This window comes from Streptomyces sp. E11-3 (assembly GCF_046540415.1).
GTDB lineage: Bacteria > Actinomycetota > Actinomycetes > Streptomycetales > Streptomycetaceae > Streptomyces.
The window spans coordinates 1833305-1849157 of sequence record NZ_JAZGRL010000001.1 but is presented as its reverse complement, the minus strand read 5'-3'; the positions used below and the strand labels follow the sequence as shown (position 1 = coordinate 1849157).

Annotated in this window: 11 protein-coding genes and 1 pseudogene; 8 read left to right on the top strand and 4 right to left on the bottom strand. The window is 71.5% G+C overall.

The window, feature by feature from the left end; translation table 11 throughout:
• Window positions 1-54: 54 nt before the first annotated feature.
• On the bottom strand, window positions 55-840 hold the full coding sequence (gene lexA / locus U9R90_RS08295) for a transcriptional repressor LexA (RefSeq protein WP_411055744.1): 786 nt from the start codon (window positions 838-840) through the stop codon (window positions 55-57).
• A 466-nt stretch (window positions 841-1306) separates the two neighbouring features.
• Here lexA and nrdR point away from each other — a divergent pair, with 466 nt between their 5' ends.
• Window positions 1307-1846 (top strand): transcriptional regulator NrdR, encoded by a 540-nt coding sequence (gene nrdR, locus U9R90_RS08290; protein ID WP_411055743.1) that lies wholly within the window; start codon window positions 1307-1309, stop codon window positions 1844-1846.
• A gap of 206 nt (window positions 1847-2052) precedes the next feature.
• Window positions 2053-4935 carry a vitamin B12-dependent ribonucleotide reductase gene (locus tag U9R90_RS08285; protein WP_411055742.1) on the top strand — a complete coding sequence of 961 codons (2883 nt, stop codon included), beginning with the start codon at window positions 2053-2055 and terminating at the stop codon, window positions 4933-4935.
• A 374-nt stretch (window positions 4936-5309) separates the two neighbouring features.
• On the opposite strand, the gene U9R90_RS08280 is transcribed toward U9R90_RS08285, so the two are convergent.
• The gene (locus U9R90_RS08280; RefSeq protein WP_411055741.1) at window positions 5310-5840 is read right to left on the bottom strand and encodes a TerD family protein; all 531 of its coding nucleotides are present in this window, start codon (window positions 5838-5840) and stop codon (window positions 5310-5312) included.
• A 136-nt stretch (window positions 5841-5976) separates the two neighbouring features.
• Between U9R90_RS08280 and U9R90_RS08275 the strand changes: the two are divergent.
• Window positions 5977-6090: pseudogene (locus tag U9R90_RS08275) on the top strand (DUF4937 domain-containing protein); the annotation flags it as partial.
• Window positions 6071-6685: a hypothetical protein gene (locus tag U9R90_RS08270; protein WP_411057679.1), complete on the top strand. Its 615-nt coding sequence runs from the start codon at window positions 6071-6073 to the stop codon at window positions 6683-6685. The pseudogene U9R90_RS08275 and the gene U9R90_RS08270, both read left to right, overlap by 20 nt.
• A gap of 190 nt (window positions 6686-6875) precedes the next feature.
• On the opposite strand, the gene U9R90_RS08265 is transcribed toward U9R90_RS08270, so the two are convergent.
• Both U9R90_RS08265 and U9R90_RS08260 read right to left on the bottom strand, forming a co-directional pair.
• Entirely contained in the window at window positions 6876-7544 is a 669-nt protein-coding gene (locus U9R90_RS08265; protein WP_411055740.1) for a hypothetical protein, read from the bottom strand.
• 219 nt (window positions 7545-7763) lie between these two features.
• A complete protein-coding gene (locus U9R90_RS08260; RefSeq protein ID WP_411055739.1) occupies window positions 7764-9929 on the bottom strand; it encodes a RecQ family ATP-dependent DNA helicase in 2166 nt (721 codons plus the stop codon).
• 133 nt (window positions 9930-10062) lie between these two features.
• Here U9R90_RS08260 and U9R90_RS08255 point away from each other — a divergent pair, with 133 nt between their 5' ends.
• The 4 genes from U9R90_RS08255 to U9R90_RS08240 all read left to right on the top strand — a co-directional run.
• On the top strand, window positions 10063-11451 hold the full coding sequence (locus tag U9R90_RS08255; RefSeq protein WP_411055738.1) for a DUF4192 domain-containing protein: 1389 nt from the start codon (window positions 10063-10065) through the stop codon (window positions 11449-11451).
• Between the two features lie 449 nt (window positions 11452-11900).
• Window positions 11901-13799 carry a glycogen debranching N-terminal domain-containing protein gene (locus U9R90_RS08250; RefSeq protein ID WP_411057678.1) on the top strand — a complete coding sequence of 633 codons (1899 nt, stop codon included), beginning with the start codon at window positions 11901-11903 and terminating at the stop codon, window positions 13797-13799.
• A 75-nt stretch (window positions 13800-13874) separates the two neighbouring features.
• Window positions 13875-14624: an NUDIX hydrolase gene (locus U9R90_RS08245; protein ID WP_411055737.1), complete on the top strand. Its 750-nt coding sequence runs from the start codon at window positions 13875-13877 to the stop codon at window positions 14622-14624.
• Window positions 14625-14803: 179 nt separating this feature from the next.
• Window positions 14804-15853, top strand: a 1050-nt coding sequence (locus U9R90_RS08240) for an ATP-binding cassette domain-containing protein (protein WP_411055736.1), incomplete at its 3' end; no start/stop codon positions are given.

Here is a 15853-nt window from a genome sequence, read left to right as displayed (position 1 = left end):
CACTGGAGCTCCGGGCCCGCGGGTCCCGGAGCTCCAGTGCGCTTGGCGGTCTGTTCAGACCCGCCGCAGCACGGCCACGACCTTGCCGAGGATGGTCGCCTCGTCGCCGGGGATCGGCTGGTAGGAGGCGTTGTGCGGGAGGAGCCAGACATGGCCGTCCTCGCGCTTGAAGCGCTTGACCGTGGCTTCGCCGTCGAGCATGGCGGCCACGATGTCGCCGTTCTCCGCGACCGGCTGGCGGCGGACCGTCACCCAGTCCCCGTCGCAGATGGCGGCCTCGACCATCGAGTCACCGACGACCTTGAGGACGAAGAGTTCGCCGTCGCCGACCAGCTGCCTCGGGAGCGGGAACACATCCTCGACCGACTCCTCGGCGAGGATCGGGCCGCCTGCCGCGATGCGGCCGACGAGCGGTACGTAGGACGCGGCCGGCTTACCGCTGGTGTCGGTGGGCTGGCTGCTCGGCTGGTCGGAGCCGCGCACCTCGTACGCCCTCGGGCGGTGCGGGTCGCGGCGCAGGAAGCCCTTGCGCTCAAGCGCCATCAGCTGGTGCGCGACCGACGAGGTGCTGGAAAGCCCCACCGCCTGCCCGATCTCCCGCATCGACGGTGGGTAGCCGCGTCGCTGCACGGAGTCCCGGATGACCTCGATCACCCTGCGTTGCCGGTCCGTGAGCCCTGAGCTGTCCGCCCTGATGCCTGGAGGTCGGCCAGGCAGCGAGCGCGTGGGCTTGGGCCCCTCCGGGTTCGTGGCTGGGTCTGTCATGGCATGCACCGGCTCGAGTCGGCCCTGGGAACGGTCCTGGGCAGTGATGGTGGCGCTGTCTGCGGTGGTGGTCACGGCGGCCCCTCTCGAGATGTTCTCCCTAGCTGGACAACGGTAGTTGCTTTCGAAAGGTTGCGCCAAACACACGTTCGAGTGAAAAACCAGCGATTACCTGACGTGATCATGTGCCTGGGTGTATGGCTGACACTCGAACGCAAGCCAATTCGGTTCATTACGGTACTCTTCACCGCCGAGAGGGCAGCCCCTCGTGGTGGCCTTGCCAGTCTGCCACTTCGGGCCCCGCGGGGCGTGTTCCGCCCCCGCTCCCGTACGCTCATGGCCGGTCGGCCGCGCGACACGCGATGGTGTCGAATGCGGGGCCAAACCCCAGATCTAGTGGTTGGATTCATCCGTCCACCCAGAAGTAGTGGTCCCTGGTCCTCCGGCTCCTCGGTCATCGCCTATGCTTGGGGCTGCTTCGAGGGGTTCAAAGCCTGTTTCGAGGCCCATCAGTCGTGCTGTGTAAGGAGGGTTCGGAGTTATGCACTGCCCCTTCTGCAGGCACCCCGACAGCCGCGTGGTCGACAGTCGCACCACCGACGACGGCACGTCGATCCGCAGGCGCCGACAGTGTCCCGACTGCTCCCGTCGTTTCACGACCGTGGAGACCTGCTCACTGATGGTGATCAAGCGCAGCGGGGTGACCGAGCCGTTCAGCCGCGCCAAGGTCATCAGTGGCGTCCGCAAGGCATGCCAGGGGCGCCCGGTCACCGAGGACGCACTCGCCCAGCTCGGCCAGCGGGTCGAGGAGGCGCTGCGCGCCACCGGTAGCGCCGAGCTGACCACCCATGACGTGGGACTGGCCATACTCGGCCCGCTGCAGGAGCTCGACCTCGTCGCCTACCTGCGCTTCGCGTCCGTGTACCGGGCGTTCGACTCACTTGAGGACTTCGAGACCGCCATCGCCGAGCTGCGGGAGCAGCGGGGCTCCGCGCCCGACGTGGGGGACGAAGGCCAGGCAGCCGGACGCGGGTCTTCAGGGGCTGCCGAAGTCCCCGTGCCCGCCACCGCCGCCGACTGACCGGCAGGCCGCCCCCGACCCCCGTGCCCGCCACCGCCGCCGACTGACCGGCAGGCCGCCCCGGACGTCCGGCGGGGGCGGCCGAACGGCGGCTATCCAAGACCTGTCGAGGGCGGCGCGAGCGGCGTCCAAGGCATCAGACATACACCGTGCCACGGGAAGAACGCGGCACTTCAGGGCGTTTTAGCCCGATACAGGGAGGCGGCATGACAGAGACGGCGAGCGGCTCAGCGCGAGGTTCCCGGTCCAAGGGAACCAAGGCGAACAAGGGCCTGCGTATCGAGCGCATTCACACCACCCCCGGCGTGCATCCGTACGACGAGGTGGAATGGGAGCGCCGTGACGTCGTCATGACCAACTGGCGCGACGGCTCGGTCAACTTCGAGCAGCGTGGCGTCGAGTTCCCCGGCTTCTGGTCGGTGAACGCGGTCAACATCGTCACCAGCAAGTACTTCCGCGGCGCTGTCGGTACCCCGCAGCGTGAGACCGGTCTCAAGCAGCTCATCGACCGGATCGTGAAGACCTACCGCAAGGCCGGCGAGGACTACAACTACTTCGCCTCGCCCGCCGACGCCGAGATCTTCGAGCACGAGCTGGCGTACGCCCTCCTGCACCAGATCTTCAGCTTCAACTCCCCGGTGTGGTTCAACGTCGGAACGCCACAGCCGCAGCAGGTCTCGGCCTGCTTCATCCTGGCCGTCGACGACTCCATGGAGTCGATCCTCGACTGGTACAAGGAAGAGGGCATGATCTTCAAGGGCGGCTCGGGGGCCGGCCTGAACCTCTCCCGTATCCGCTCCTCCAAGGAACTGCTCTCCTCGGGCGGCAACGCCTCGGGTCCGGTCTCCTTCATGCGCGGCGCCGACGCCTCCGCAGGAACGATCAAGTCCGGTGGCGCCACCCGCCGTGCGGCCAAGATGGTCATCCTCGACGTCGACCACCCCGACATCGAGGGCTTCATCGAGACCAAGGTGAAGGAAGAGGAGAAGATCCGCGCCCTGCGTGACGCGGGCTTCGACATGGACCTGGGCGGCGACGACATCACGTCCGTCCAGTACCAGAACGCCAACAACTCGGTCCGCGTGAACGACGAGTTCATGAAGGCCGTGGAGTCCGGTTCCAAGTTCGGCCTGCGGGCCCGGATGACCGGCGACGTCATCGAAGAGGTCGAGGCCAAGTCCCTCTTCCGCAAGATGGCCGAGGCCGCCTGGGCCTGCGCCGACCCGGGCATCCAGTACGACGACACCATCAACGCCTGGCACACCTGCCCCGAGTCCGGCCGGATCAACGGCTCGAACCCGTGCAGCGAGTACATGCACCTGGACAACACCTCGTGCAACCTGGCCTCGTTGAACCTCATGAAGTTCCTCAAGGACGACGGCGAGGGCAACCAGTCCTTCGAGTCCGAGCGCTTCGCCAAGGTCGTCGAGCTGGTCATCACCGCGATGGACATCTCGATCTGCTTCGCGGACTTCCCGACCCAGAAGATCGGCGAGAACACCCGCGCCTACCGCCAGCTGGGCATCGGCTACGCCAACCTCGGCGCCCTGCTGATGGCCACCGGCCACGCGTACGACTCCGACGGCGGCCGCGCCCTGGCCGGCGCCATCACCTCGCTGATGACCGGCACCTCGTACAAGCGCTCCGCCGAACTCGCCGCGGTCGTCGGCCCGTACGACGGCTACGCCCGCAACGCGACCCCGCACAAGCGGGTCATGAAGCAGCACGCCGACGCCAACGCCACGGCCGTCCGCATGGACGACCTGGACGCGCCGGTCTGGGCCGCCGCCACGGAGGCCTGGCAGGACGTGCTCCGGCTCGGCGAGAAGAACGGCTTCCGCAACTCCCAGGCGTCCGTGATCGCCCCGACCGGCACCATCGGTCTCGCGATGTCCTGCGACACCACTGGACTTGAGCCCGACCTGGCACTGGTCAAGTTCAAGAAGCTGGTCGGCGGCGGCTCGATGCAGATCGTCAACGGCACCGTGCCGCAGGCGCTGCGCCGCCTCGGCTACCAGCCGGAGCAGATCGAGGCGATCGTCGCGCACATCGCCGAGCACGGCAACGTGATCGACGCGCCCGGCCTCAAGCAGCAGCACTACGAGGTCTTCGACTGCGCCATGGGCGAGCGCTCCATCTCCGCGATGGGCCACGTCCGCATGATGGCCGCGATCCAGCCCTGGATCTCCGGCGCGCTCTCCAAGACGGTCAACCTCCCCGAGACCGCCACCGTCGAGGACGTCGAAGAGGTCTACTTCGAGGCGTGGAAGCTGGGCGTCAAGGCGCTCGCCATCTACCGCGACAACTGCAAGGTCGGCCAGCCGCTCTCCGCCAAGAAGAAGGAGGAGGAGACGGCCGAGATCGCCGAGAAGACCGAGGGCACGCTCCGCGCGGCGGTCGAGAAGGTCGTCGAGTACCGCCCGGTCCGCAAGCGCCTCCCGAAGGGCCGTCCCGGCATCACCACCTCCTTCACGGTCGGCGGCGCCGAGGGCTACATGACCGCCAACTCCTACCCGGACGACGGTCTGGGCGAGGTCTTCCTGAAGATGTCCAAGCAGGGCTCGACCCTCGCGGGCATGATGGACGCCTTCTCCATCGCCGTCTCGGTCGGTCTGCAGTACGGCGTCCCGCTGGAGACGTACGTCTCGAAGTTCACCAACATGCGCTTCGAGCCGGCCGGGATGACCGACGACCCGGATGTGCGGATGGCGCAGTCGATCGTCGACTACATCTTCCGCCGCCTGGCGCTGGACTTCCTGCCGTTCGAGACGCGTTCGGCGCTCGGCATCCACTCCGCCGAGGAGCGTCAGCGGCACCTGGAGACCGGGTCGTACGAGCAGTCCATCGACGACGCCGATGTGGACGTCGAGGGTCTGTCCCAGTCCGCGCCGCGGCAGCAGGAGCCGCAGGCCGTCGCCGCGCCGCAGGCGGAGGCCTCTCAGGTGGCGCACACCTCGGCCGAGCTCGTCGAGATGCAGCTCGGCATCAGCGCCGACGCACCGCTGTGCTTCTCCTGCGGTACGAAGATGCAGCGGGCCGGGTCCTGCTACATCTGCGAGGGCTGCGGCTCGACCAGCGGCTGCAGCTGATACCGGGCGGTGTCGCGTCGGATGCGACACCCGACGTAGCTGAACCCGCAGCGTGACCTCCGGAAGGGAGGGGCGCCGGCCCTTGGCTGGCGCCCCTCCCTTCGGCGGTTGCCGGGTCGGCGGGTTCTTCGCCGGCCTCGCCAAGCCGTGGCCCGACGGGGTGAACACCGCACACCCGTACGGCGTTGCCGTCCCGCAGCCGGTCACTGGCTATCCCGGGTCGGTGACGCCACCCTGCACGCCGAGCGCCAACGAGTCGGGGTCCGCTACGCCGGTGACGATGGCTGTTCCGGGGCAGCTGGGACGGGCATCGCGTGCGATGCGTCGTCAACCCTCGCCGCCGGGCCGCGGGGCTGTCCCCTTCTCATGCCCGCTCAACTGGAGACACCGCCCATCAGCCGGGCGAACGCCACCGGATCGGCGTCGAAGCCGCGGAAGATGTTCTGGAACGTCCATCCTCCCGAGCTGGACCGGGTGAATCTCGAGACAGTCGCTGACGACGCCGTCGGGATATCCGTGAAGTCGTGCAGCGCCAGCTCGTGGTGGCCTTCACGTACGCGTACGCCGACGTTCGCGATGTCGGCGAACGTCTTCTCGGCCGTCGGCTGCTGAATCACCACGCCGACCACCACCAGGGCGTACGCCGAGGCCAGCCGGTTCAGCTCCAGCGTCATGACCTCGTCGTATCCGAGGCCCATTCCGGTGTTGCTCGCACGGTCGAGGGTGATGGTGCCGTCGGGAGACCGGCGGTCGAGATGCACCAGGTAGTCGGGTTGGTCGAGAGGGGCGTCCGCGCGGTAGGTCGCGGCGACGATGTCGAGGTGGTGGGCCGGTGTGCCGGGGGCACTCGGATCCCACCTGAGGCTTACTTCGATCTTCCGCTGCCCAACACTGAGACCGCTCATCGGGCTTCCCCCTCCTCAAGACACGCTGCGACGCCATCGCGCAGCCTTGTCTGATCACACACGCTACGCCGTACGACTGACAAGGGAGCGACCCGGCAGGGTACTTCGGCGATCTGCCGCACCGTACGATGGCGCGGTGCTGGTCAAGTGGATTCGCTGCAGCGTAGGGGACCGCCGAGGTTTTGAGCGGGGGCAGCGGAAATGGGCGGGGCTCCTGGGNGGAGCCTCAGATTCACGAGAGCGCCCAGGGTCCCCGCGCAACTCCGGCCAGCGGCCGCAGTACGCCGACCCCCCGTCCCGTCCCCGGTCCCCGCCCCGCGGCACCCCCGCGTCCCGGACGACCGGGCCCTGCCCGGCCCACTCCGCCGGCCCAGCGCACCCCGCGCGAAGCGGCGCCCGCCACCCCGGCCTCCGGTGCGGGCACCGGCTCCGGAGCTGCCGCTCCGGCCCCTGCCACTCCGCAGATCCAGCTGATCCCGGCCACTGCCGAGGGCGCGCTGGACGCTGCCGAGGAAGCGGTCGACCTGCTGTTGGACACCGGGCGTGCGCCCGGCGACATCCTGGTGGTCACCACCGGCGACCGGCATCCGTGGGCCACGCACGAGCTGTCCTTCGGCGAGGTGTCCTACTGGGCCCAACACGACTCCCGCGACGACGTGTTCCACGCCGCCGCTGCCGACGCGGGCCGGGCCGCCACCCGTCCCGTGGTCGTCGTCGCCGTGAATGGCGGCTCCGATGACGCGGCCGCCGGTGCGCTGCCCCTCGCGCTGAGCCGGGCGGGTGCCCTGCTGATCGTGTGCGGCGACCCGCAGCGCATCAACTCCGTGCTCGGCGTGGGTGTCTGACACCCCCTTGAGGGCGGCCGGTGCACACCGGCCGCCCGGTGGGGGTGGTGCCATACGAGCGGGTGAAGCCGTACGGGCGGGTGACGCGGTACGGGTGGGTGAAGCCGTACGGGCGGCGGCGCGGTGCGTGCCGCCTGGTGCCGTACGGAGTTGGCCCCACCCGGTGTGAGGCGCGCCCCGCACCGCGGAGTCAGCGAGCTGTGGCCCGGCGCAGTGGGGCCGCCGTTCCGCCGCCCAGGCGCGCCTGAGTCCGCTCGATGGCCGGGCGCGGAGCCCGGGGTTCGATGCCGTTGAGCGGCTGTGCGTCGGCGGCCTGGGCATACGGCCGACGACCGGCCCGGCCCTCCCCGAGTACCTGCCACCCGCCGCGCGTCAGCGTGATGTACGCGCCGCAGCGCAGCCCGTGCAGTGTGCAGGCATCCCGCAGCCCCCACATCCAGGCACCGTCCTCCTGGGTCCAACGCGCGTCGCCCTCGCGGCAGAAGAGCAGCACCGCGGTACGCACCGGAGTGCGGCGGCGCAGATCGTGCGGGATGACCCGGCGCAGCTGGGCCAGCAGGGCGTTGCGGTAGACCCAGCCATCGGCGGCCGCCGCCGCGCGCCGGGTGAACGAGGCGCTGGCCCTGAGCCGTTCCTCCTGGTCGAGTACGGCCACGACAGCGGTGTCCGGTGTGGGTAGATGCCGGGTGTGCAGGCTGCTGACGACCTCGCGCGGATCGCGCAGCAGTGGGATGCCCGCGGCTGCCCACTCTGCGGGCTCAAGCATCCTGGCCAGTTGGTTGGTGGCGGCGGACATCTCGGCGGTTATCGGCGACCGCGGCAACGATGCCGCCGGGGACGGAGCGAATCCGAAGGTCACGGTCCTCCCTTCGGCTACGCGCCCACACCTGCGGGCGGGGTCGGACGGTGGGAGCGCACCGCGGGACAGCCCTGCCTGCCACGGAAGAGCCGCACGGGGAGCAGCTCCAATTCTCGCCGTCTCACCGGCGCCAGGCAACGAGCAATCGACGAGGGTGACCGGAATCAGCGGGCGCGTCGCCTATATCCCTGCCCCGGTGCGCCTCGGTCGACGCGCGGCTCACCCCTGTATGGCGAGGACCAGCGGCAACACCCCCTCAGCCGCGGACTTACGAAGCAGGCGCGCGGCCACCGCGAGCGTCCAGCCGGTCTCCGTCAGGTCGTCGACGAGCAGCACCGGACCGCCCCCGGTCTGCCGCAGCGTTTCGGCGAGCGTGGGTGGCACCGTGAGCGCCCCGTCCAGGGCGCGCAGCCGCTGGGCACTGTTGGACCGCGGGACATGTGTGCCGTCCGTCCCCGCGGCGTACTCCAGGGAACCCAGCAGGGGCATTCGGCCGACGGCGGCGATGTGGCTGGCGAGGGACTGGATCAGCTGGGGCCTGGTGCGCGACGGCATGGCCACCACACCGACCGGCCGCGCCAGTGCGTCAGCAGAGCCTGACGCCCAACCGCCGGGCCCTTTCGCCCAGTCGGCGAGTACCTCCACCACGGCCCGCGCGACGTCGTCCGGCACCGGGCCGTCGGGTGATCGGGGCGCCAGCATGGGGCGCAGCCGGTTGCCCCAGCCGATGTCCGAGAGCCGGCCCAGCGCGCGGCCCGGAGCCGCCTGCTCGGCGGCCGGGATGCGCCCCTTGAGGTCCACTCCCACCGCGGCGAGCCCGGTCGGCCACATCTTCCGAGGCTCCACCTCGACACCGGCCCGGCCGAGCTCACCGCGCGCCGCGTCCAGGGCGTTGCCGGACACCTCGGCGGAGAACCGCGGGCCCGTGCAGTTGTCGCAGCGTCCGCACGGCGCGGCACCTTCGTCGTCCAGCTGCCGCCGCAGGAACTCCATCCGGCAGCCGGTCGTCGTGGCGTACTCGCGCATCGCCTGCTGCTCGGTCTCGCGCTGCCTGGCGACCCAGGCGTAGCGCTCGGCGTCGTACACCCACGGCTGCCCGGTCGAGATCCATCCGCCCTTGACGCGCCGCACCGCGCCGTCGACGTCCAGCACCTTGAGCATCGTCTCGAGCCGTGACCTGCGCAGCTCCACGAGAGGTTCGAGCGCGGGCAGCGACAGTGGCCTGCCCGCCTGTGCCAGGACGTCGAGCGTGCGCCGCACCAGTTCTTCGGGCGGGAAGGCCACCGAGGCGAAGTACCGCCAGATCGCCTCGTCCTCAGGGCCCGGCAGGAGCAGCACCTCCGCGTGGTCCACACCGCGGCCCGCACGCCCCACCTGCTGGTAGTACGCGATGGGGGAGGAGGGCGAGCCGAGATGGACCACAAAGCCCAGATCGGGTTTGTCGAAACCCATCCCGAGCGCGGAGGTGGCGACCAGGGCCTTGACGCGGTTGGCGAGCAGATCGTCCTCGGCCTGCTGCCGTTCGGCGTTCTCCGTCCTGCCGGTGTACGAGGAGACGGTGTGGCCGCACTGCCGCAGGAAGGCGGTGACCTCCTCGGCGGCGGCGACCGTCAGCGCGTAGATGATCCCGGAGCCCGGCAGCTCGCCGAGGTGCTCGCCGAGCCAGGCCAGGCGGTTCGCCGCGTCCGGCAGCCGCAGCACCCCCAGGCTCAGGCTCTCGCGGTCCAGTGGGCCGCGCAGCACGAGCGCGTCCGAGCCGCCGCCGGTCCCCAGCTGCTCCGCGACATCGGCCGTGACCCGGGCGTTGGCTGTCGCGGTCGTGGCCAGCACGGGCACGTCCGGTGGCAGATCGGCGAGCATCGTGCGCAGCCGGCGGTAGTCAGGCCGGAAGTCGTGGCCCCAGTCGGAGATGCAGTGCGCCTCGTCCACCACCAGCAGGCCGGTGGCCGAGGCGAGCTTGGGGAGCACCTCATCGCGGAAGTCCGGGTTGTTGAGCCGCTCTGGCGATACGAGTAGGACGTCCACCTCGCCCGCGGCGACCTCGGACTGGACGGAGTCCCACTCCTCCGTGTTGGCGGAGTTGATCGTGCGGGCGCGGATGCCGGCGCGGGCGGCCGCCTCCACCTGGTTGCGCATGAGCGCGAGCAGCGGCGAGACGATCACGGTGGGGCCACCGCCCCGCTCCCGCAGCAGCGCGGTCGCGACGAAGTACACCGCCGACTTGCCCCAGCCCGTGCGCTGCACGACCAGTGCCCGGCGCTTGTCGGCGACCAGCGCCTCGATCGCCCGCCACTGGTCCTCGTGCAGGCGGGCGCGGCCGGTCTGGTCGCCGACGAGCCGGGCGAGTACGGCGTCGGCCGCGGTGCGGAGTTCTTCGTTGCTCATGCGTCCATGCAACCCGATGGCTCTGACATTCGGCGAATGCGTCCGCCGGCCTGTGGATAACGTCTGTCGTGACCGAGTCAAGGGTTATCCACAGGCCCAAGCGGAGTTTGGAAATCCGCGGGACAGTCGGCGCATGACGAATCACAGCGAAGCCGCCGGCCGTCCCGGCGAGCAGATCACCCTGCGCGGCCCGGGCGAACTGGCCGACGCACTGCAGTATCTGATGGGCTTTCACCCCGACGACAGCGTGGTCCTCGTCGCGCTGCACGGCGAGCGCGGCTGCTTCGGCGGGCGGGTCCGGCTGGGCATTCCCGAGCAGGAGCAGGACTGGCCGTCTGTCGCCGAGCAGCTGGCCCAGTGCCTGGTGAGCGGCAGCGAAAAGCGGAATGGCAAACCGGACGGCATCGCCGTCTTCCTCTGCCGGGAGCCCGCGGAGGGAGAGCCGGCCCGCGCGGTCATGGAGCGCCTGCAGCCGCTCGCGGAGGTCCTGCGCACGGCGTGCGGAGCGCTGGATGTGCCGGTGGTCGAGGCGCTCTGCCTATCGGACGGGCGCTATTGGTCCTACGTCTGCCCCGAGGCGCGCTGCTGTCCCGAGGACGGTACGCCGATGGCGCCGCCCGGCACATCGGTCATGGCGGCCACGGCCACCTACGCGGGCATCCAGATGCGCGGCAGGATGCGGGAGATGGAGGTGCGGCTCGCACCGCTGCAGGGCGCGGTGGTCGTGGAGCAGCAGCGGGCGCTCGACGAGGCGAGCATGGCGCTGGTCCCTCGGATGCTGGACGGCGTCAGCCGGGACCGGGTCGAGGCTGAGACGGTGGCTCAGGCCCACCGGATCATGGACCGGCTGCGGGCCGCGCCGCCGGCGGGCGCGGGGCCGCGGGCCGATGCACAGGACGACGCGCTGCTCACGTCCGACGAAGCCGCGGGCCTGATCATCGGCCTCCAGGACCGATGGACCCGTGACCGGGTGGCGGAATGGATGGAGGGAGAAGAAGCGGCATCGGCGCTCCGGCTCTGGCGGGCGCTGGCCCGTCGCTGCGTCGGCCCGTACGGGGAACACGCGGCGGCGCCACTGACCCTCGCGGGGTGGGTGGCCTGGTCACTCGGCGACGAGCCCGAGGCCAGGATCGGCCTCGGTATGGCGCTGCGGGTCGACCCCCACTACACCTTCGCCCAACTCCTGCACCACGCCTGCAACGAGGGTCTGGACCCGGAGGCCCTGCGGAAGTGCCTGCGGGGAGAGCGGGCTGTGCGCACCGGGGGCGATGCGAGGGGTGCGAAGCCACGGCAGCCGTCACTGCCAGCGGCGGCGCCCACCCATCCGGTTGCGCACCGGCCGTCCTCGTGTACGGCAGCGGGTCCGTCCACTGCCCGGCGCGCCAAGGAACGCCCGGGGAACAGGAAGGGCTCGCCTGGTCCCACGGGCTCGAACGGGAACGGCGGTCCACACGGCAACGGGGACGCGCGGTGCCGCAACCGACGCCGCACCGGCGGGCGCGGTACCAGGAGCGGGAGGTGAGGCGGCCGTGACCCGGGCCAGGGGCACTCCGTTCACCTGGGGGACGGGAATCGGCCGCCCGTCGCCTGACCACTGTCCCTCAACGAGCCGCTCCACGGGCTCCCCTCCCCGGCTGCCGAACCCGTCGTCGTACCGCCGAGAACCGACGGGCGCGTCGATGAGGGCGCAGCTTGCGGGAGCGCAGAAGAAGCCACCCCATGTCTCTGTCCCCGCCGTCGCCCGCCCCGGATTCCTCGCCCGCCCCGGATTCCTCGGACTCCTTCGGTTCCTCGGACTCCTTCGGTTCCTCTGGTCCCCGTGGTTCCTCCGGATCCGCAGGCTCCTCTGGCGCCTTCGGCGGGGAAGCCCGGGCCGCCCCGCCGCGTGGTGGGGCCGGGCAGGGCCCGGTGCCCGCGGCCCGTCGTGCCGTGGAACTACCACCCGTGCACACCGCTCTGATCTGCGTCGCCATGCCGGGCCTCGCGATCTCGTCCGAACACGGTCAGCTGACCGGCGAGGGTCTGGAGGGCTTCTACCGCGCGGGCCGCCGACTGCTCTCTCGCTGCCAGCTGCGGGTGGCCGGACGTGAACCGCTCGCGGTGCAGGCGCGGATGCTGTCCGCGGACCGCGCCCGCTTCGTGGCGACCCTGCGCCCGTCCGGGGACAGCGGCCCAGACCCCGTGGTCGTCGTCGAGCGGACCCGGGATGCCGACGGAAGCGAGCGGATCACTCTGCGCAGCGCCGCGAACCGGGTGCTGAGGGTGCCCGTCGAGGTATCCCTGGCCACCGACCTCGCGGAGCTCGGAGCGGTCGCCTTGGGGGCTCCGGGCGGCGAACTGCCCGCGAGCGTGCACGGCTCGGGCATGCGTTGGTCATCCGCCGCCGGTCAGGCCGTGGTCACGTCCGAGCCGCCTCCCGATGACGCGCTCGCCTCGGCGGGGCTGCTGCGCTGGGAGGTGGACCTGCCACCAGGCGGGAGCCGCAGCATCGAACTGCGTGTGCGTCAGGACGGTGCGGCAGCCCTTCGGCCGGTGGGACGCGGTGTCCCGTTCGCCGGGGCACGGGCCACGGGCGACGATCCCCGGGTGCGGGGGTTGCTCGACACCTGTGTCGGGGACCTGCGGGCGCTGCTGCTGCGGGACCCCCGGCATCCGTCCGACGTGCACGCGGCTGCCGGGGCCCCGTGGCGGTGTGGTCTCGCGCCGGCCGAGGCGCTGGCCGCCGCCCGGATGGCACTGCCGCTCGGTACCCGGCTGGCGGTCGGCACCCTGCGGACCCTGGCCCGCACCCAGGTCACGGGCAGCGGGCCGAGCGCCGGGCGGCTGCCGGGGCCGCTGCGGGACGCCGGCCCGCATCTGCCGCCGAGCTGCACCGGGATCGAGGCGACGCTGCTCTTCCCGGCGCTGCTCGCGGAGGCCAGGTGCTGGGGACTGTCGGAACACGAGACGGAGGAGTTGGTGCCCATCGCGGAGAGATGCCTGCAGTGGCTGCGGCGCGCGGTCGGGGACGGCGTCTACCTGCCGGACCCGTACCCCGGTGGACCGCACAGATGCGAGACCCAGGCGCACGCCCACCGCGCCGCGCTGCTCGGCGCGGAGGTGCTTGAGGCGCACGGCCGGCCGGGCGCGGCCGACTGGAGACAGTGGGCGGGGGAGCTGCGAGCCGCGTTCCGCGAGGACTTCTGGATCGAGGACCGGGCGGGCGGCAGGCCCGCCGCCGCCCGGGCACCGGACGGTCGCCCGGTGCCGCATCTGGGGAGCGGCGCCGCGCACCTTCTGGACACCGGCCTGGTCGGTGGAGGAGCACTGGCTGCCGGTCTGCTCGACCGGGTCCAGACCGGGCAGCTGGCGCGACTGCTCGGTGGCCCCGCCATGGACTCCGGCTGGGGACTGCGCAGCCTGGGCGTCAAGGAGGCCGGCCACAACCCGTTCGGGCACCGGGGCGGTGCCGTACGGGTCCATGAGACAGCCGTGGCGGTCGCGGGTCTGGCCGCCGCGGGATACGAGAAGGAGGCGAACTCACTGCTGAAAGGTGTGCTGTCCGCGGCCGAGGCCTTCGGGCAGCGGCTGCCCGAGATGTACGCGGGGGCGCAGAGAACCGAGGGCGGCGCCCCGCTGCCGCACCCGGCCGCCTGCCGTCCCGCCGCCACCGCCGCGGCGGCGGGGGTCCAGCTCCTCACGACCCTGGCCGGGATCCGTCCCGACGCCCCGGCCCGGACGGTCGCGCTGTGCCCGGTGAGCAGCGCGCCGCTGGGGGAGATCGAGTTCACCGGCCTTTCCGTCGCGGGCGGCCCGTTCTCCGTACGGATCAGTAGGCTCGGCCTCGCCATGATCGAGGAGGCGGTGGACGGGCTCCAGTTGGGTGGGTGATGCGCAGGGCCCTGAGTGTGTGATGTGCTGGGCGAAGGGAGTGTTTATCGTCAGGCAGACGACTATGATCGCGGCATGTCGCCCTACGACCCGTCGGCCTTCCCGCCCGTTGCCGTCACTGTCGACCTGGTCGTGCTGACCGTACGCAGTCATGCGCTCTGTACCTTGTCGATCCGTCGAGGCGAGCCGCCGTTCCAAGGGCGTTGGGCGCTTCCCGGAGGGTTTGTCCGCCCGGACGAGGATCTGGCGGAGGCCGCGGCCCGCGAGCTGGTCGAGGAGACCGGGCTGTGCGTGCACGACCCGGGGACCCCCGCCGCCATGCCCGGCAACGGCGCACATCTGGAGCAGCTCGCCACCTACGGCGCCCCCAAGCGCGACCCCCGGATGCGCGTGGTCAGCGTCGCCCACCTGGTGCTCGCCCCCGACCTTCCCGCGCCGCGGGCCGGAGGCGACGCGAACAGCGCGCGCTGGGCGCCGGTCGAGACCTTGCTGGGGTCGGAGGGAGAGCCCGGTGCGCTCGCCTTCGACCATGCGCAGATCCTCGCGGACGGCGTGGAGCGCGCCCGCTCCAAGATCGAGTACTCCTCGCTGGCCACGGCGTTCTGCCCGCCGGAGTTCACCGTCGGAGAGCTCCGTAGGGTGTACGAGGCGGTGTGGGCCGTTGCGCTCGACCCGCGCAACTTCCACCGCAAAGTGACCGGCACGCCGGGCTTCCTGGTGCCCACCGGGGGGACCACCACCCGGCAGGGCGGCCGTCCCGCACAGTTGTTCCGGGCGGGCGGGGCCACCCTCCTCAACCCGCCGATGCTGCGCCCGGAGGTCTGAACCAGGGCGGTTCCGCGAGCCACACCCATCAGGGTCAGCGGCCACACCCATGGCCTACACCCTGCCCGAAATGCCGCGAATATCGCGTTATCTTGCTGGAGTACCCAGGGGTCTGTCCGTCCCCGACGTGGCGGACAGGCCTCGGCCGCCGAGCGGTCGCCCCTTCCGCGAGAGAAGCGATGATCCAGGCCATCGGACTGACCAGCAATGCACGCCGGGACAAGCTGCCCGTCGTCGACGATGTGTCCTTCGAAGTGCGGCCCGGCCGTGTCACGGCGCTGCTCGGAGCCGCGGACTCCGGCACGGCTACCGTGCTGAGACTGATGCTCGAACTCCAGGCGGGCCGCGGCGTCACCTACTTCAGAGGTCGCCCACTGCACCGCATCGCGCGCCCGTCCCGCGAGGTCGGGGCGCTGATCGGCGATGTACCCGGCCATCCCGGGCGTACCGTCCGCGGCCAGCTGCGCATGCTGTGCGCGGCGGGCGGCGTACCCGTCTCGCGCGCCGACGAAGTCCTCGAAGCCGTCGGCCTCGTCAGCCTCCGTGATCAACGCCTGGGCACCCTCTCGCGCGGCATGGACCGCCGCCTCGGCCTCGCCTGCGCCGTCATCGCCGACCCGCACACCCTCGTACTCGACTCGCCCGCCGACGGACTCTGCGCCCGCGAGAGCGCCTGGCTGCACGGAGCGCTCCGGGCCCACGCCGACCAGGGCGGAACCGTCCTCTTCAGTACCGGCGACCCCAGGGAGGCCGCCCGTGCCGCCGACCATGTCGTCACACTCGACCAGGGCAGGGTCGTCGCGGACCAGGCGGCGGACGTCTTCGCCCGCACCAGACTCCGCCCCCGGGTCGCCGTCAGATCCCCGTACGCCGCCCGCCTCGGCGCCCTGCTCGCCAAGGAGGCCAGGGTCGCCCGGCGCTCGGTCGAGATCGTCCGCGAGGACGGCAACCGGCTGTCGGTGTACGGAAGTCGCTGCGCGGACGTGGGCGAGACCGCCTTCAAGCACGGTGTCCTGATCCACCAGCTCGCCGACGAGATCGGCGACTGCGGACCCCCGCCTCCGCCGGAGTCCCCCGACGGCACCACGGCCGCCGCCGCCCCGAAACCTGGGGGCGAAAGCCTCCACCAGGGGAGCCGAGCTGCGGATCGGGGCGGTCAAGCCACGGAACGGGGCAGCCAGGCCCCCCTGTCACCCCTGCCGCCCCCGATCACGGTCCGCCCCGCCCGC